An 18796-nucleotide genomic window follows, 5' to 3' on the forward strand; every position below is an offset into this window, starting at 1 on the left:
TTTTTTATGCCCCCGGTTTTAAGGCCTGGCCTCGGTGAAGCTTTGCTCGCGCCCCGTGTCAGGATCGTCTGGAGGCGAAGTGTTTTCTGTCTCCGCCTCCGGTTCAGGACTTGGCTCAGGGTTGATCGGGTTGTGCATCTGATCCTGCACCACTTGCTCATCGACCCGTGGATCAAGGCAAGCCACCAGCGGCGAACTCGACATGCTGTCCGGCATGGCAACGTGATGCAGCGGCGCGTCGTCCACCTGATGCAGGTTGGTCACCGCTTTCGGGCGGATTCGCCACACCAGCACCAACGCGAAGAAACTGAAGAAGGCATAGAGCATCTGGCTGCCGAACATCTTCATCAGCACCCCAGCAACCAACGGCCCGATACTGGCGCCGACGCCGTAGGTCACCAGCAACATGGCCGTCAGTGACACCCGCCGATCAGCCTCGACGTGGTCATTGGAAAACGCGACCGCCAGTGGATACAGGCAGAATTTCACCAGCGAGCAGATAAAACCGGTGATGAACAACACCTGCAGCGGCGCCTGCTGCATGATCGCCAGCGGCAATGCGGCAACCGCCAGCACCAGTGCAAAACAGCGGATCAGCAGTGCCCGGTCATAACGGTCGGACAACCAGCCCAACGGCCACTGCACCAGCAAGCCGGCAAAAATACAGCTACCCATGAACAGACCGACCTGCTCCGTGGACAACCCTTGCTGTGAGGCATACAGCGGTGCCAGACCGTAGAACGAACCGATGATCAGTCCCGCCCCCAGCACCGTACTCAACGACTGCGGTACGCGTTTGATGAAGAATCGCGGCTCCATCGGCGCGGGGTGGAGCGCCGCCGGGTGAATCCGCCGGGTCAGGGCCACCGGCACCAGGCACAGGGCAAAGCACAGGGCGACCAGCATCAACAGCTCCAGACCGAGCGCCGGGTGCATGACCAGAATCAGTTGACCCAGCACCAGCCCCAGATAGGACGCGATCATGTAACCGCTGAACACCGTCCCGCGTTGCGAGGCTTCGGCCTGCTCATTGAGCCAGCTTTCGATGACCATGTACTGGCACATCATGCCGAGGCCGACGATGACCCGCAGGAATATCCAGGCAGGCAACCAATCCACCAGACCATGGCCCAGCACCGCCGCGCCGACAATCCCGGCGCAGGCCGAATAGGCCCGGATATGCCCGACCCGGGCAATCAACCGGTGACCGATCTTGCCGCCCAGCACCAGGCCGAAATAGTTGGCCGCCATCAACGCACCGACCCACAGACTGTCGACATGGTCGGCCGCCAGGCGCAAGCCCAGGTAAGTACTCAGCAAGCCAGAGCCGATCAACATCATCAGCGAGGCAAAATACAGCGCTCGAAAGGGTTTCCAGATTTGGCGCATCGGCGTTCCGAGCGGCTCCTTGCGGTGAGAAACGGGCTACCCGAAAAGATAGCCCGAAGACGAAGGTTCGTCAGGCCTGGGCGGCTAAAACACGGCGTTCCCAGGGCGTAATTTCATCAAAGAAGCTGGTCAACTCCATGGTCTTCGAAGCGACGTAGCCTTCGATGAACTCCTTGCCGAACAGTTCCTTCGCCAATTGGCTACGTTTCAGACGTTCGAGAGCGGCATGCAAGGTACACGGCAACGAAAGATTATCCGGCACCTCGAATTCACCCTGGATCGCTACGCTCGGCTCCAGCTCGTTTTCAATCCCGTACAGCCCCGCTGCCAGGCTCGCGGCAATCGCCAGATACGGGTTGGCATCCGCCCCCGGCAAGCGGTTCTCGACCCGACGAGCGGCCGGCGAACTGGCCGGAATACGCAAACCGGCCGCACGATTGTCGTGGGACCAGCAGGCATTATTCGGTGACGCGAACGGATGGCACAAGCGCTGATAAGAGTTCACGTTCGGCGCAAACAACGCAGTGAAATCTGCCATCCCGGCCTGCTGGCCACCGATAAAGTGACGGAAGGTCGCTGTCGGCTCACCGGCCGCGTCGCTGAACACGTTACGCCCGCTGCCGATCTCGACGATGCTCTGATGAATGTGCATCGAACTGCCCGGCGTGTGCGCCAGCGGCTTGGCCATGCAGACCACGGTGAGGCCGTGTTTGAGCGCGACCTCCTTGAGCAGATGCTTGAACAGGAACGTCTGGTCGGCCAGCAGCAGCGGATCGCCATGCAGAAGATTGATCTCGAACTGGCTGACGCCCATCTCGTGCATGAACGTATCGCGAGGCAGGCCCAGTGCCGCCATGCATTCGTAGACTTCGCTGAAGAACGGTCGCAGGCCGTTGTTGGAGCTGACGCTGAATGCCGAATGGCCGTCCTCGCGCCGACCGTCCAGGCCCATCGGCGGCTGGAAGGGTTGCGTCGGGTCGGTATTGGGTGCGAAGACAAAGAATTCCAGTTCGGTCGCTACCACAGGCGCCAGGCCGAGTGCCGCGTAACGCGCGATCACAGCCTTGAGCTGGCCGCGGGTCGACAGACGGGAGCTTTCGCCGGTCAGTTCGTCGGCATCGCAAATGGCGAAGGCTCGTGGTTGCTGACTCCAGGGCAAACGGTGAATCTGCGCAGGGTCGGGCACCAGCGCCAGGTCGCCGTCATCGCTGCCGTAAAAACGCGCTGGCGGATATCCGCCCATGATGCATTGCAGCAGCACACCCCGCGCCATCTGCAAACGCCGCCCCTCGAGAAACCCCTCGGCCGTCATGACCTTGCCACGGGGCACGCCGTTCAGGTCCGGCGTAACACATTCAATCTCATCCATGCCCGTCAGTCGCTGTGCGAGTGAGCGCTGGCCATCGGTAGTCATGACGCAATCCTTTGTTGTTGTGCAAGCCGCGAACGGCGGCCGTACAAAATAGGCTCCGCCTGTTCGGAATATCAAGCACCGACTTGCAAATACATCCTCACGGATCACGCCCATTCCCTGTAGGAGCGAGGCTTGCCCGCGAAGGCGTTGTACCAGCCAATACATGAATCGACTGACACATCGCACTCGCGGGCAAGTCGGATCGCCGCACCGCTCGCTCATACAGGGGGATGCGGCGTGTTTCAGGGGAGATAGAGGCTGAACACACCACCGCCCAAGGGGCCGCCATTGCTGATTTCGGTGCGTCCACCGATGCCGTTGCGCTGATGCAACGCGGCAATCCGCCCGGCGAAATACAGACCCAGGCCAGTGCTGCCGCTGCTGTGGTTGATACCTTGCACATAATCGGCCTGACGCTCGATCATCTGTGCTGGATAGCCGTCGCCATCGTCATTGATCGTCAGCACCAGTTGTCCGGCCTCATCGCTGACGCTGATCAACACCGCGTGGCGGGCGTAACGGATGGCGTTGTTGATGCAATTGCCCAGCACCGAGGCAATCAACTCCCGGTCGAAGAAACCCAGCGGGCTCAGTGGGTCCACTTCATAAGTCGCCATGATGCCGCGGCTGGCGAACACGTCTTGATGGCAGGCCAACTGCGCTTCGATGAAGTCATCCAGTTCGTGGTAGGCCGGTTGCAAGGGCATCTGATTGACACCGAGTTTGTACAGCCCCAGCAACTGCACGAGCATGCCGTTGAGGTGGGCAAACTCGAATTCGATCACGCCCTGCTCCGGGGTATGCCGCGCCGGGTCGGGCAAGCGCGCCAGCCATTGGCTGTGGGCCTGCATCAACATCGCCAGCGAGTTCTTCATGTCGTGCACGGTGGAAGCAATCACCGTGGAGAATTCCAGTGCCGGGTCATCTTGGGTCATGCGCCGAACGCCTTGATTTTCAGTTTCTGATAACGCGCATTCCGCGCGTCGGTGTCGGGCATCAGGCCGACCGTTTTCAGGCAGGCCCGACATTCTTCAAGTTCCGCCGACGGCACGCTGGTGTCGGTGCCGTGCAGCAGCGACTGCGCCATGTTCAGCGCGATACTGATGTTTTTCGGTTGCAACGCCAGGGCTTTGCGGAACACCGCCCGCGCCTCCACCAGATTCCCGGTCTTGTACACCCGCACGCCTTGACGGTTGAGCTCCGCCGCATCGTTGCCGGAATTCAGGATGGTCGGGTCGTCGGTCAGCTTGGCGATGCCCTTCATCACCGTCGGATCGTCGCCGTAGATTTCTGCGCAGTTTTTCAGCATCGAAGCACCGGCATCGGCCTGCCCGAGCATTTGCAGCTGCTTGGCCACCAACAGCGCCGCTTCGGCACTCATGAACTGCTCCATGCCATCGAGGCGCAACATGGCTTGCTCGGTGAGTTTTTCCGCGGTTTCGGCATCGTTGAGCAGCAGGCTGGTGGCCTTCATCAGCCGCGCACGAATCTGCAGACCCGGGTCAGACGGGTTTTCCTTGGCCACGGCACTCAGCGTGGTGTTAATCTCCAGCCGCGTGCGGGTATCCAGGCCTTTTTCGCTGCCCTTGCTGATCAAGGCATGGGCCAGACCGAGATTACTTTCCGCGTCCTTGAAGCGTGACTGGGCGCCTTGGCTGACCGCCTGTCGATAAGCCTTGGACGCCGTGTCGAAATCTTCGTTGGCCATCGCCAACTTGCCCAGCAGCGCTTGCCGGCGCACGGCCAGCGGCGACAGACGAATGGCCTCTTCCAACACCTGCTGCGCGGCCTTGGTGTCGCCTTCTGCGACCAGCACATCCGCCATGCCGTCGTACAGCGCCGGCATCATCGGGAACACCTTCAGGGCTTTTTCGTAGACGCCTTTGGCCTGACTGACCTGACCGCGCTTGAACAGCAACTTGCCCAACCCGGCAAACGCCCACGGCAAAGGCCGATCGGCAATGATGCCGTCGTAGAGTCTCTCCAGCGCCTCATTCTGATTCAAGTCACGCAAGGCATCGGCGCGGTAGCGCAGGCACAGCGGCGAATAGCGGATGTCCTGTTTGCACAGCGCGATGCAGGCATTCAGCACTTCAACCGGTTTGCCGCGATCGAGGGCCTGCAGGATCGGCTTGAGCAACGTCTTGCGCTGCTCCAGACGCTCAAGGCGCTGGGCCAGGCCCGAGCGGTTGAACGGTTTGGTCAGGTATGCATCGGGCTCGTGTTCCAGGGCGCTTAGTACCATCGCCTGACTGGTTTCGGCGGTCACCATAACAAACACGGCTTCATGGCTGATCAGCTTCTCGACCATCAGGTCTTCGAGGACCTGTTGACCATTCTTCTTGCCGTCGCCCAGATGGAAATCCTGCAGGATGAAATCGTAGGACTTCTGCGAACACATGCGCAGCGCCTGCTCGCCGGTGTCGGCGGTGTCCACGTCCTTGACGCCCAGCTCACGCAGCATGGAACGGACCGAACTGCGAAAATCGGAGAAATCATCGACGATCAGAAAACGCTTTTGGTGATACGACAGCATCGAAGATTCCAGGCAATGTTAAGAAGAAGGTCATGACTGTCCGGGTTATCGGCCAGCAGGGCCATTCACTTGAAGAAATGGGCATGCATTTGCGCAGTTGGACGCTGGGCAGCGCTGTCGCGCTACCTCGATGATGAGGGCAGTACCCATTGATAATAATTGGGCAGAGAACCAGATACGGCCATGGGGTTTGGGACGCAAGAACTGGCTCTTTGCAGGGTCGCTACGCAGCGGAAAACGGGCGGCGGCGATCATGAGTTTGATCCAGTGTGCGCGGCTCAACGGCCATGACCCGTACGGGTATCTCAAGGATGTTCTCACACGCCTGCCGACGCAGCGGGCGAGTGAAATCCATCAGTTGCTGCCGCATCAGTGGATGCTTGCCTAAACTAGGCAAAGTGACCTCGGCGGACAGTCCAGCTGCATTGGTGATTCAGTTAGTTTGAAGTCGAACGGGGCTCGCTAGTTGCGCACGTTGCACGTCATAGGAATTGCGATGGATCTAGCTCCTTAAAGGTCTAAAGAATGCCCTGATTTCTTCAGCAAGGATTTCGGGCTGCTCCAGCGCTGCGAAATGACCGCCACGCGCCATATGCTCCCAACGGTGGACATTAAATACGCGCTCGACCCAGCTGCGTGGTGGCATGGGCAGCTCTTTCGGAAATAACGCCACACCCAACGGAGTCTCCACTCGCTCGTTGGCTTCGAAAACGAGCGGATTAAGTCGATTTTCTTTGTATAGCCTCAAGGTTGCTTGGATGCTCCCGCTGAACCAATAAAGCGCTATGTCGCTGAGGAGAGAGTCAAACGGCACCACTTGTTCAAGATCGTTGGGATGATCTACCCATGAGTGGAATTTTTCGACAATCCACGCAGCAAGACCCGCTGGCGAGTCCGCAAGTGCGAAAGCCAGGGTTTGAGGTTTCGTACCGTGCAAAGCAGCGTAAGCACCTTCGGTCGCCGCGAATTGGCTGCTTCGATTCAGAAAATCCTGTTCCTCTTCGCTCAAGGCGTCTTGGCCCCCCTCTAGAGATGGCCTGAAACTACCCGGGATATAATTGAGATGGGCACCTATCAAATTGGGGCCGCAGTTACGAGCGAGCCACATTGATACACCAGCACCGATATCTCCTCCCTGAGCGCCAAATCGATCGTAGCCCAGTTCTCCCATCAACGATGCCCATAGTCCTGCGATTTGCTTGGAGCTGATACCCGCTTTGGTCGGCGCAGGAGAGCAACCGTAGCCTGGTAGAGATGGCACGATTACATCAAAGGCATCTGAGGCATGCCCCCCGTATTTCGCAGGATCAGTTAGAAGCGGAAGCAACCGTTCCATCTCCAAGAAAGAGCCCGGCCAGCCGTGGGTAATTATCAGTGGCATAGTCTTGGGCCCAATCCCCCGCTGGTGCAGAAAATGAATCTCCTCGCCGTCAATTTCCGCCAGGAACTGTGGCAACTGATTTATTCGCTGCTCATGAATGCGCCAATCAAATTGGTTGCTCCAATAATCCAGGAGGCGCGCAAGAAAATTCGCCTCAGTACCGTCTTCCCAACTATCCGCTGCCAAGGTGTCTGGCAAGCGTGAAGTGCGCAGGCGTCGATCAAGGTCGTCTAGCTGCTCAGTGGTAATGGCAAGCGTAAAAGGGCGGATAGACATGACGAGTCTCTATGCGATGGGATGGGTACGGCACGGTTTTGCGATCCCGCAACCTTAGACCTGTGTCGAAGGCAGCGTGGCCAATTGAAAGCGTAAGGAGGGCATGTTTGCCAGACGCTTAACCTTAAGGCTGGCGTTCGGAAGGTGATTTCCCCAGATGCTTACCGTCGGCAAGCTCCTTCGGCACCCTATCTTCTGGCAGGATGCTAAAGAAGGTATTTGATCACAACTGCGGTGATCGTCCCCACCGTAACTACGAAGCAGAACGCCACTGCTATCGTCTGCCAGAAATGCACATGCGGCACGAAGGTACGTGCGCAGATAGTCTTGCTGGTTTGATCACTGAGACGCATCGACTCAGCCCTCAATCGCGCGATCTGAGTATGAATTTCTTCGAGTTCAGCGGGAGTGAAGAGTGAGCGCGACATGACTACCACCATCCAGCGGAGTTAGGGCTTGGCCGCATTATATCGCTGAGCCGCACAGAGTTGAGGGGAGTCATTACCCTGTTTTTTTTACGTCACTTTCCTGCGGGCAAAACAAAACCCCTACCTGCATACGCAGATAGGGGTTTCGGAATTTAATCTTGACGATGACCTACTCTCACATGGGGAAACCCCACACTACCATCGGCGATGCATCGTTTCACTGCTGAGTTCGGGATGGGATCAGGTGGTTCCAATGCTCTATGGTCGTCAAGAAATTCGGGTACCGAACCGTCTTTCGACGCTTCAGCAAATTGGGTATGCGATAGATTTGTGTGTTGCTCTCGAACTTTCGGTTCATTGCGTCTTCACACACCGCAATCTGATGCTCTCTCGAGTAGTCAAATTGCTTGGGTGTTATATGGTCAAGCCTCACGGGCAATTAGTATTGGTTAGCTCAACGCCTCACAGCGCTTACACACCCAACCTATCAACGTCGTAGTCTTCGACGGCCCTTCAGGGGACTCAAGGTCCCAGTGAGATCTCATCTTGAGGCTAGTTTCCCGCTTAGATGCTTTCAGCGGTTATCTATTCCGAACATAGCTACCCGGCAATGCCACTGGCGTGACAACCGGAACACCAGAGGTTCGTCCACTCCGGTCCTCTCGTACTAGGAGCAGCCCCTCTCAAATCTCAAACGTCCACGGCAGATAGGGACCGAACTGTCTCACGACGTTCTAAACCCAGCTCGCGTACCACTTTAAATGGCGAACAGCCATACCCTTGGGACCGGCTTCAGCCCCAGGATGTGATGAGCCGACATCGAGGTGCCAAACACCGCCGTCGATATGAACTCTTGGGCGGTATCAGCCTGTTATCCCCGGAGTACCTTTTATCCGTTGAGCGATGGCCCTTCCATACAGAACCACCGGATCACTAAGACCTACTTTCGTACCTGCTCGACGTGTCTGTCTCGCAGTCAAGCGCGCTTTTGCCTTTATACTCTACGACCGATTTCCGACCGGTCTGAGCGCACCTTCGTACTCCTCCGTTACTCTTTAGGAGGAGACCGCCCCAGTCAAACTACCCACCATACACTGTCCTCGATCCGGATAACGGACCTGAGTTAGAACCTCAAAGTTGCCAGGGTGGTATTTCAAGGTTGGCTCCACGCGAACTGGCGTCCACGCTTCAAAGCCTCCCACCTATCCTACACAAGCAAATTCAAAGTCCAGTGCAAAGCTATAGTAAAGGTTCACGGGGTCTTTCCGTCTAGCCGCGGATACACTGCATCTTCACAGCGATTTCAATTTCACTGAGTCTCGGGTGGAGACAGCGCCGCCATCGTTACGCCATTCGTGCAGGTCGGAACTTACCCGACAAGGAATTTCGCTACCTTAGGACCGTTATAGTTACGGCCGCCGTTTACCGGGGCTTCGATCAAGAGCTTCGCGTTAGCTAACCCCATCAATTAACCTTCCGGCACCGGGCAGGCGTCACACCCTATACGTCCACTTTCGTGTTTGCAGAGTGCTGTGTTTTTAATAAACAGTCGCAGCGGCCTGGTATCTTCGACCGGCATGGGCTTACGGAGCAAGTCCTTCACCCTCACCGGCGCACCTTCTCCCGAAGTTACGGTGCCATTTTGCCTAGTTCCTTCACCCGAGTTCTCTCAAGCGCCTTGGTATTCTCTACCCAACCACCTGTGTCGGTTTGGGGTACGGTTCCTGGTTACCTGAAGCTTAGAAGCTTTTCTTGGAAGCATGGCATCAACCACTTCGTGTTCTAAAAGAACACTCGTCATCAGCTCTCGGCCTTGGAATCCCGGATTTACCTAAGATTCCAGCCTACCACCTTAAACTTGGACAACCAACGCCAAGCTGGCCTAGCCTTCTCCGTCCCTCCATCGCAATAACCAGAAGTACAGGAATATTAACCTGTTTTCCATCGACTACGCTTTTCAGCCTCGCCTTAGGGACCGACTAACCCTGCGTCGATTAACGTTGCGCAGGAAACCTTGGTCTTTCGGCGTGGGTGTTTTTCACACCCATTGTCGTTACTCATGTCAGCATTCGCACTTCTGATACCTCCAGCAAGCTTCTCAACTCACCTTCACAGGCTTACAGAACGCTCCTCTACCGCATCACCTAAGTGATACCCGTAGCTTCGGTGTATGGTTTGAGCCCCGTTACATCTTCCGCGCAGGCCGACTCGACTAGTGAGCTATTACGCTTTCTTTAAAGGGTGGCTGCTTCTAAGCCAACCTCCTAGCTGTCTAAGCCTTCCCACATCGTTTCCCACTTAACCATAACTTTGGGACCTTAGCTGACGGTCTGGGTTGTTTCCCTTTTCACGACGGACGTTAGCACCCGCCGTGTGTCTCCCATGCTCGGCACTTGTAGGTATTCGGAGTTTGCATCGGTTTGGTAAGTCGGGATGACCCCCTAGCCGAAACAGTGCTCTACCCCCTACAGTGATACATGAGGCGCTACCTAAATAGCTTTCGAGGAGAACCAGCTATCTCCGAGCTTGATTAGCCTTTCACTCCGATCCACAGGTCATCCGCTAACTTTTCAACGGTAGTCGGTTCGGTCCTCCAGTTAGTGTTACCCAACCTTCAACCTGCCCATGGATAGATCGCCCGGTTTCGGGTCTATTCCCAGCGACTAGACGCCCTATTAAGACTCGCTTTCGCTACGCCTCCCCTATTCGGTTAAGCTCGCCACTGAAAATAAGTCGCTGACCCATTATACAAAAGGTACGCAGTCACCCAACAAAGTGGGCTCCCACTGCTTGTACGCATACGGTTTCAGGATCTATTTCACTCCCCTCTCCGGGGTTCTTTTCGCCTTTCCCTCACGGTACTAGTTCACTATCGGTCAGTCAGTAGTATTTAGCCTTGGAGGATGGTCCCCCCATATTCAGACAAAGTTTCTCGTGCTCCGTCCTACTCGATTTCATGACCAAGAGATTTTCGCGTACAGGGCTATCACCCACTATGGCCGCACTTTCCAGAGCGTTCCGCTAATCTCAAAGCCACTTAAGGGCTAGTCCCCGTTCGCTCGCCACTACTAAGGGAATCTCGGTTGATTTCTTTTCCTCAGGGTACTTAGATGTTTCAGTTCCCCTGGTTCGCTTCTTAAGCCTATGTATTCAGCTTAAGATACCTAACTTATGTTAGGTGGGTTCCCCCATTCAGACATCTCCGGATCACAGTCTGTTTGCCGACTCCCCGAAGCTTTTCGCAGGCTACCACGTCTTTCATCGCCTCTGACTGCCAAGGCATCCACCGTATGCGCTTCTTCACTTGACCATATAACCCCAAGCAATCTGGTTATACTGTGAAGACGACATTCGCCGAAAATTCGCGATTAAACTCACAAATTTTACCTTAGCCTGATCCGTTACCAGTGAAAGTAACGTTCAGTCTATCTTTCTATCACATACCCAAATTTTTAAAGAACGATCTAGCCAAAGACTAGAAATCAACATTCACCATGATCACCATGGAATGCTCATTTCTAAGCTTTCAACAAACAGAAGCAGTAGTGGTGGAGCCAAACGGGATCGAACCGTTGACCTCCTGCGTGCAAGGCAGGCGCTCTCCCAGCTGAGCTATGGCCCCGTATTGCTACAGGTTCCCACACAAAAATTGGTGGGTCTGGGCAGATTCGAACTGCCGACCTCACCCTTATCAGGGGTGCGCTCTAACCAACTGAGCTACAGACCCAATTTCGGGCTGCTTCTTATCGTCTTCTTCAATGAATCAAGCAATTCGTGTGGGAACTTATGGAGCAGCTGATGTCGTCGATTAAGGAGGTGATCCAGCCGCAGGTTCCCCTACGGCTACCTTGTTACGACTTCACCCCAGTCATGAATCACACCGTGGTAACCGTCCTCCCGAAGGTTAGACTAGCTACTTCTGGTGCAACCCACTCCCATGGTGTGACGGGCGGTGTGTACAAGGCCCGGGAACGTATTCACCGCGACATTCTGATTCGCGATTACTAGCGATTCCGACTTCACGCAGTCGAGTTGCAGACTGCGATCCGGACTACGATCGGTTTTGTGGGATTAGCTCCACCTCGCGGCTTGGCAACCCTCTGTACCGACCATTGTAGCACGTGTGTAGCCCAGGCCGTAAGGGCCATGATGACTTGACGTCATCCCCACCTTCCTCCGGTTTGTCACCGGCAGTCTCCTTAGAGTGCCCACCATTACGTGCTGGTAACTAAGGACAAGGGTTGCGCTCGTTACGGGACTTAACCCAACATCTCACGACACGAGCTGACGACAGCCATGCAGCACCTGTCTCAATGTTCCCGAAGGCACCAATCCATCTCTGGAAAGTTCATTGGATGTCAAGGCCTGGTAAGGTTCTTCGCGTTGCTTCGAATTAAACCACATGCTCCACCGCTTGTGCGGGCCCCCGTCAATTCATTTGAGTTTTAACCTTGCGGCCGTACTCCCCAGGCGGTCAACTTAATGCGTTAGCTGCGCCACTAAGAGCTCAAGGCTCCCAACGGCTAGTTGACATCGTTTACGGCGTGGACTACCAGGGTATCTAATCCTGTTTGCTCCCCACGCTTTCGCACCTCAGTGTCAGTATCAGTCCAGGTGGTCGCCTTCGCCACTGGTGTTCCTTCCTATATCTACGCATTTCACCGCTACACAGGAAATTCCACCACCCTCTACCATACTCTAGCTTGTCAGTTTTGAATGCAGTTCCCAGGTTGAGCCCGGGGCTTTCACATCCAACTTAACAAACCACCTACGCGCGCTTTACGCCCAGTAATTCCGATTAACGCTTGCACCCTCTGTATTACCGCGGCTGCTGGCACAGAGTTAGCCGGTGCTTATTCTGTCGGTAACGTCAAAACAGCAAAGTATTAATTTACTGCCCTTCCTCCCAACTTAAAGTGCTTTACAATCCGAAGACCTTCTTCACACACGCGGCATGGCTGGATCAGGCTTTCGCCCATTGTCCAATATTCCCCACTGCTGCCTCCCGTAGGAGTCTGGACCGTGTCTCAGTTCCAGTGTGACTGATCATCCTCTCAGACCAGTTACGGATCGTCGCCTTGGTGAGCCATTACCTCACCAACTAGCTAATCCGACCTAGGCTCATCTGATAGCGCAAGGCCCGAAGGTCCCCTGCTTTCTCCCGTAGGACGTATGCGGTATTAGCGTCCGTTTCCGAGCGTTATCCCCCACTACCAGGCAGATTCCTAGGCATTACTCACCCGTCCGCCGCTCTCAAGAGAAGCAAGCTTCTCTCTACCGCTCGACTTGCATGTGTTAGGCCTGCCGCCAGCGTTCAATCTGAGCCATGATCAAACTCTTCAGTTCAAACATCTTTGGGTTTTTAAGAAACCCTAAACTTGGCTCAGCAATCGTTGGTTACATCTTTGATTTCTCGCGGAGTAACTTGTGATGCTGATAATCTTGTTGACTATCAGTCTGACTCCACAAGCACCCACACGAATTGCTTGATTCAGTTGTTAAAGAGCGGTTGGTTAAGATCTTTCGTCTCAACCGAGGCGCGCATTCTACAGCGTCCTCTGTATCTGTCAAGCGGTTATTTTCCGAAGTTTTCAAAGTTTCCTTTGCAACTTCAACCACTTGCGCTTCCGATCTCTCGTTAGCGGGAGGCGAATTCTACAGCGTTACTCGCTGCTGTCAACACCTCCTTTGCGACCGGTTACGGCTACGCAACACCCTGCTAACCGTGAACCCGACTAATAAAATGCAAATGACGCATTCCGCCCAGCACTGGCTTTAGCCCGCCCGGCGAGAATTGCTTTCAGCAGATCTGCTCCGTAAAGAGATCCATGCTTCTCGCATTGCTCAAGAGCTACAAGCGCCCGGATCTGAATCGAGATCAATGAGCAAGCCTATCCACATACGTTAAAGCCTCTGGGTGGAAGCTAAGCCATCAACTCGCTATTTAGACTGAAGCATTGAGCAACGCCCATACCGAAGCAATCCGGTCCTGCTCAAGAGAAAATCAGGGCAATGTGAGCACAACGCGAAGTCGTGACAAAAGCAGTGACTAACTTTGAGATCGGCTAGCAGTTAAGAAGGGGGAGAACGACAAAATATGGTGTCCCAGGGCAGGTTCGAACTGCCAACCTTCCCCTTAGGAGGGTCAATTTAACAGCTGGCCCGCTTGGTCATACCCCGTAGCTGCGGGGCTTTTCGTCCGGTTGTGTCCGTGAAAACGGCGTCGTATAGTTCTTTTTGCTGCCACGGTGCTGTCACGGAGCTGTATCGCTTGAAAACGAAGATCACCCAGAAGCTCATCAACAGCTTGCCTACCGAGCTGAAGGCGTACCGGGTGCATGACACCGTGCAGCCGGGCCTGTTCATCCGCGTGCTGACGAGCGGGCACAAGTCCTACATGGTCACGTGGGGCCGTAACAAGAATGCCACCCTCGGCCGCGTTGGGGTAGTGACACTCGATCAGGCTCGCACCGAGGCTGCTCAGTACCTGGCCGATGCGCACGCTCACGGGGAACCGCTGGCCATAACCCAGGGACGAAAAGGCGCCGCGCTCCCCACCCTGCGCCAGTTCATCGACGACACCTATATGCCATGGTTCGAGACCCACCATAAAGGGCATGAGAAAACTCTGCACACCCTCGACAACAACTTCGACGCGATCATGTCTCAACGCCTCGACTCAATCACCGGCCGCGACCTGGACCAGATCCGCACCAGATGGATGCAATCGGGCAACAAGCCGTCGACGGTCAACCGCAAAATGGGCTCGATCAGCGGAGTATTTAGTCGAGCTATTGAATGGGAGTACATCAGTGATCATCCGATGGCGAAACTCAAAGCCCTCAAGATCGACTCCATGGGAACGGTTCGTTATCTAGATACCGAAGAGACCAGGCGCCTACGAGAGGCTCTGGACGCGCGCCAAGACGAAGCGCGGGCCGAGCGCGAGACTGCGAATAAGTGGCGAGCAGACAGAGGTAAAGAGCTAATGCCGAGCATGCTGCATCTGCCCTTCACCGACCACCTGAAGCCTATGGTACTGGTATCGCTAAACACCGGCATGAGACGCGGTGAGCTGTTCGACCTGAAATGGTCGGCCGTGAACTTCCAAACGAAGACAATCACCGCCGCCGGCGCCACCACCAAAACGAGTGACACGCGTCATATCCCGATGAACAAAGAAACCCTCGGCGTGCTTGAGAAATGGAAGAAGCTGGCAGGGAATTCTCGGTACGTTTTCCCTAGTCAGGCTGGTGGCCGTCTGGGGGACGTTAAAAGCGCCTGGCTCAACCTTCTTGAGCGAGCCAAGATCAAGGACTTCCGCTGGCACGATATGCGTCATGACTTCGCATCACGCCTGGTAATGGCCGGTGTACCGCTCAACACAGTGCGGGACCTGCTTGGGCACGCAGATATCAAGATGACGCTTAGATATGCTCACTTGGCACCAGGCACGAAGGCCGCAGCGGTGGAGTTGATTTAGTACGTAGGCTTGAAAGGAATAATTGTTCTGCTGTCTCTGTTTTCTTCAACATGCTCTAGAAGAAAGTCCCAGTATTTCCTAATTGCCTCTCTATCAAGAGCGCCTACACCCTCGATGTCCCAATCAGTAGACAAAGATGTAGTAGCGCTATGCAAAAAGACAGCGGATGACTTTATCGTCTCCCAGATGCGCTGCTCCTCATAAGTCAGCAGGGTCGGAAAGCGATAGCACATATTGATGAACCACTCGCTTTCGTCGGTCGACCAAACGTCTGAAAAAATAGTTCCAAGCGCATGGTTGTTCATCCTACCGTCGTCGTAATAGGGCGCCTCAGTATCGTAGGCGACTTGTTCAATTGCAGCCTCGACAACCCCAGTAATCGACTGGCGACGTATCCGCGAAATCAGCTCGATCATAATTTTAATCTTTGGGTCTAGACGCAAAGTCAAAGTCTCGGTCTTCCGAGAACCCTGCCCAGGCTTGTTCTTTGCCATTTCGTTACCACCAGGTTCGATTTTATAACCAAATCCTACCTTTTGCGTCCAACGAAGTCCATGAATGCATAATAGTTCACTGATTGCAGTTGACGTGCATTATTTGGAGCAATAGGATCTCCGCCGCATCACTTTCGATGGGCATTTGGAGAAACCTATGGACCAAGCACACCAGGTCGCCTCTCTCTCGGTAGGCGTTGAAGAAGCGGGCCGGATTCTCGGAATCTCTCGTTCGGCAACCTACGAGTTCATTGCAAAGGGCGAAATTAAGACGTTCAAGATCGGTCGCCGCCGCCTGCTGCTCATGTCCGAGCTAAAGGCGTTTATCGAGCGCACCGCGAAGGAGAACGCCCGGTGATTGACGCCCTGAAGGAAGGACCGGCGTCATCAATCGCGGCCGTGCATGGCCTGAGTATTGCCCACTTCCCGTCCATGAATCCTCATTTGAGGCGGCCTGTGTGGTGGGCCTGGCGAGAGACCACACCACGCTGGGCTTTATGTCCTTACACATGGTCTTCCTATTCACTCTGGAGTATTGCCGTGACCGTGCCTGATCCTGTACTTCAGTTCCGCGGTGAATTGGCCGAATCATTTGGCCCGCTAGATTGGCTGCCGATCCCAAACGGGAAAATTCATCGCTTCCATGTGTCCGGCGACCGCGCAGGCTCCCGCAATGGCTGGTACGTCCTCCGCCTGGACGGCATCGCCTGCGGTGTTTTCGGAAGCTGGAAGGTACGCGGCTCACGTATTTGGAGCAGCCGTCAGCCCGTCGATCAGCACGAAGCCCAGCAAATTCGCCTAAATATCAAACAGGCCCGTCGCCAGCGCGACGCTGAGCAGCACCTGCGTCAGCAAGCTGCCGCCGAATATGCGCGCCGGCTGTGGTGTGAAGCCCACCCTGCCGATCCTAAACACCCTTACCTGCTCGCCAAGCGCGTGAGTCCGTACAACCTGCGCCAGCGGGGTGACGTGTTGCTGGTGCCGCTGCTCCATAACGGCCTGCTGATGAACCTACAACGCATTTACCCGGATGGCTCCAAGCGCTTTCTGTCCGGCGGCATGGTCAAGGGCTGCTACTCACTCATCGGCACAATCACCCCCGGCCAGCCGCTGTGCATCTGCGAAGGCTGGGCGACCGGCGCAACTATTCATGCCGACACCGGCGCCGCCGTGGCGTGTGCCATGAATGCCGGAAATTTGCTTGAAGTTGGCCAGCGACTGAAACGTCAGCACCCCGAGATTGCCGCTGATCGTTGCCGGTGATGATGACCGGAAAACTGAAGGCAATCCTGGGCGCACCGCTGCCAACAAGACTGCCGCCGCGCTTGGCGCTGGGGTGGTTATGCCCCCTTGGTCGGGCGCTGAACCCTTGGATCTGTCCGACTTTAACGACCTGGCCAACTGGAGGGCGGAGCAATGAGTGAGTTTGGTACAAACTCCGCCCTTGTACCCGCTGTTTCTGCCCCGATGATTGCACCAGAACGTCCGTGCTGGGGCGTGTATGAGTATTGGGTGATCAATGAAAAAAGCCGCATGCTGCGGCCCGGCGTTTACTGGCACGGCTTCAAACGCACCGCTGCCGACGATGACAGTGATGTCGACAAGTTAGATCGCCCCATCACGGATGAATGGATCGCTTCGCCCGTAATCGTTACCGCTCGCACCATTAACAGTGACGACGGCAGCGAGGGTCGCTTCCTGCGTCTGGTGACCGAGGGCGGCATCAAGGAGTGGATTATCCCAATGGAAGTATTCGGCGGTAGCGGCGAGGACGCCAGGCGCCAGCTCTTCAGTATGGGCGTAATCATTGCACTCAAGAAGCGTAACTCGTTCCTGGAGTATCTGCTGGATCAGCGCCCCGCCGAGGTGTTCGCCACCACGAGCCGGCCGGGCTGGCATGAGTCAGGCGCCTTTGTCCTACCAGGTCGCACCATCGGCAGGGACAAGGTGCGTTTTCAGGCAAGCGGAAAAGGTCAAAACCTTTTCAGCATGTGCGGCGACCTAGAGGGCTGGAAAACCGAAGTCGCGGCAAAATGCGAAGGTAACCCCGTATTGACGCTGTCAATTGGCTGCGCCTTGGCGGGCCCACTGCTGAGTCTGGTTGGGGTACTGGGTGGCGGCGTTCATCTGGTGGGCGACAGCTCTAGCGGCAAGTCGTTGGCGCAATTGATCGGCTCGTCGGTCTGGGGCGATCCAGGGATCTTTGCCGCGTCCTGGGACATGACCAAGGGCGGTTTGGAAATCGAGGCATCGAGTCGCAACGACACCATGCTGCCCCTGAACGAAATCAAGCGGGCCGACCCGAAGCGCGTACAGGAAATGGCGTACTCGCTCGCCAACGGTCAGGGTAAGGGCACCATGACCCGCGAGCGTGAAGGTCGGCCCAAACTGTCGTGGCGACTGCTGGCGCTTTCAAGTGGTGAACGCTCCCTGTCCGAGCACGCCGCTATCGGCGGTAATGCGGCTCATGCCGGCGCTGAATTGCGCATGGTCGACGTGAACGCAGGGACTCGAACTTACAAGGCGTTTGACGAGCTGTACGGCATGACGGGGGCCGACTTCCACCGCCAGCTGACTGTTGCCGTCGGGGCCCACCATGGACATATCGGGCCAGCCTTCGTGGAACAGCTGCTTGCCAGCGATTACCGCACTGGCCTGTTGGACGACTTTGCCGGTATTCGCGCCCATTTCATCGAGGACAACGCCCAAGCTGGGCGGGTTGCAGATCGCTTCGCAATCATTGCGTTGGCGGGGGAAATGGCGATCGCCTATGGCCTGCTGCCCTGGACGCCTGGTAGCGCCTTGGCCGACTGCCGGTTGCTGTATGGCGAGTGGCTGAGCCGGTCGGGCAATGGCAATGCTGAGGATCGTCAGATTTTGGCCGGCATCCTGGACTTCATCGACAAACACGGTAGCAGCCGCTTTTCAGACGTGGATGCGTCAGAGGTAGACGTCAAGGTGATCAACCGCGCGGGCTACTGGGAAATGGTGACCGGTAAGCGCCTCTACTTGTTCAATAAGTCGGCGTTGACTGAAGCAGCCCACGGGTACGGGCTGGCGCGAGTAGTGAAGGCCCTAGAGGGCGCTGGTGCCATCGCCAAGCGCGATACCGACCGAGACAGCCGCAAGACGAAGAATTACCGAATCGGAGGGAGCTCGGCTCGCCTGTATGTGATCGACCCCGACGCCATGGATGGTGAAGATGCCAGCGTATGACCACCAACACGACCAATTACCAATGCCGACCTCATAGGAACCTATGAATATGGGGAACGGGGGAACGGGGGAACGGCCAGACAATCCGCGGGCTGTAGCCATTCCCCCTAATTGAAGTGTGGGGAACAGAGGGGAACACAGACATGTCTTTTAATATAAAGGTGCACCCCGTTCCTCAT

General features: G+C 56.0%; 10 protein-coding genes, 2 tRNA genes, 3 rRNA genes and 2 pseudogenes. 5 read left to right on the plus strand and 12 right to left on the minus strand.

Annotated features, from left to right (window positions below; translation table 11 throughout):
- Positions 1-18 precede the first annotated feature (18 nt).
- The 4 genes from ACA073_RS19365 to ACA073_RS19380 all read right to left on the minus strand — a co-directional run bounded on the left by ACA073_RS19365 (position 19) and on the right by ACA073_RS19380 (position 5339).
- Positions 19-1389: an MFS transporter gene (locus ACA073_RS19365; protein ID WP_497398712.1), complete on the minus strand. Its 1371-nt coding sequence runs from the start codon at positions 1387-1389 to the stop codon at positions 19-21.
- 70 nt (positions 1390-1459) lie between these two features.
- A complete protein-coding gene (locus tag ACA073_RS19370) occupies positions 1460-2701 on the minus strand; it encodes a glutamine synthetase family protein (RefSeq protein ID WP_497404151.1) in 1242 nt (413 codons plus the stop codon).
- A 344-nt stretch (positions 2702-3045) separates the two neighbouring features.
- A complete protein-coding gene (locus ACA073_RS19375; RefSeq protein ID WP_497398714.1) occupies positions 3046-3738 on the minus strand; it encodes a sensor histidine kinase in 693 nt (230 codons plus the stop codon).
- Positions 3735-5339, minus strand: coding sequence for a response regulator (locus ACA073_RS19380; protein ID WP_497398716.1), 1605 nt, complete (start codon positions 5337-5339; stop codon positions 3735-3737). Before ACA073_RS19380 ends, ACA073_RS19375 begins: the two co-directional genes overlap by 4 nt.
- Before the next feature lie 102 nt (positions 5340-5441).
- Between ACA073_RS19380 and ACA073_RS19385 the strand changes: the two are divergent.
- Positions 5442-5727: pseudogene (locus ACA073_RS19385) on the plus strand (transposase domain-containing protein); the annotation flags it as partial.
- 114 nt (positions 5728-5841) lie between these two features.
- Here ACA073_RS19385 and ACA073_RS19390 read toward each other — a convergent pair.
- From ACA073_RS19390 to ACA073_RS19420, 7 genes are all read right to left on the minus strand, one after another.
- The gene (locus ACA073_RS19390; RefSeq protein WP_497398718.1) at positions 5842-6996 is read right to left on the minus strand and encodes an epoxide hydrolase family protein; all 1155 of its coding nucleotides are present in this window, start codon (positions 6994-6996) and stop codon (positions 5842-5844) included.
- Between the two features lie 206 nt (positions 6997-7202).
- A complete protein-coding gene (locus ACA073_RS19395; RefSeq protein WP_497398720.1) occupies positions 7203-7424 on the minus strand; it encodes a hypothetical protein in 222 nt (73 codons plus the stop codon).
- Between the two features lie 156 nt (positions 7425-7580).
- A 5S ribosomal RNA gene (gene rrf / locus ACA073_RS19400) occupies positions 7581-7696 on the minus strand.
- A gap of 146 nt (positions 7697-7842) precedes the next feature.
- Positions 7843-10734: ribosomal RNA gene (locus tag ACA073_RS19405) — 23S ribosomal RNA — on the minus strand.
- Between the two features lie 236 nt (positions 10735-10970).
- Positions 10971-11046, minus strand: a tRNA-Ala gene (locus tag ACA073_RS19410).
- A gap of 28 nt (positions 11047-11074) precedes the next feature.
- Positions 11075-11151 (minus strand) — tRNA-Ile (locus ACA073_RS19415).
- Positions 11152-11233: 82 nt separating this feature from the next.
- Positions 11234-12770 (minus strand): 16S ribosomal RNA (locus ACA073_RS19420).
- Together the 16S, 23S and 5S rRNA genes with 2 tRNA genes alongside form the textbook arrangement of a ribosomal RNA operon.
- Before the next feature lie 925 nt (positions 12771-13695).
- On the opposite strand from ACA073_RS19420, the gene ACA073_RS19425 reads away from it, so the two are divergent.
- Positions 13696-14907, plus strand: a complete 1212-nt coding sequence (locus ACA073_RS19425; RefSeq protein ID WP_497398722.1) for a site-specific integrase — start codon at positions 13696-13698, stop codon at positions 14905-14907.
- Here ACA073_RS19425 and ACA073_RS19430 read toward each other — a convergent pair.
- A complete protein-coding gene (locus ACA073_RS19430; protein WP_497398724.1) occupies positions 14904-15323 on the minus strand; it encodes a hypothetical protein in 420 nt (139 codons plus the stop codon). The genes ACA073_RS19425 and ACA073_RS19430 overlap by 4 nt on opposite strands.
- 235 nt (positions 15324-15558) lie before the next feature.
- Here ACA073_RS19430 and ACA073_RS19435 point away from each other — a divergent pair, with 235 nt between their 5' ends.
- From ACA073_RS19435 to ACA073_RS19445, 3 genes and pseudogenes are all read left to right on the plus strand, one after another.
- Positions 15559-15759 carry a helix-turn-helix domain-containing protein gene (locus tag ACA073_RS19435; RefSeq protein ID WP_497398726.1) on the plus strand — a complete coding sequence of 67 codons (201 nt, stop codon included), beginning with the start codon at positions 15559-15561 and terminating at the stop codon, positions 15757-15759.
- 188 nt (positions 15760-15947) lie between these two features.
- A pseudogene (locus tag ACA073_RS19440) lies at positions 15948-16821 on the plus strand (toprim domain-containing protein).
- Positions 16818-18617 carry a DUF927 domain-containing protein gene (locus tag ACA073_RS19445; protein ID WP_497398728.1) on the plus strand — a complete coding sequence of 600 codons (1800 nt, stop codon included), beginning with the start codon at positions 16818-16820 and terminating at the stop codon, positions 18615-18617. Before ACA073_RS19440 ends, ACA073_RS19445 begins: the two are co-directional and overlap by 4 nt.
- Positions 18618-18796 lie beyond the last annotated feature (179 nt).

The sequence above is a fragment of the Pseudomonas sp. LBUM1670 genome, from assembly GCF_059695695.1.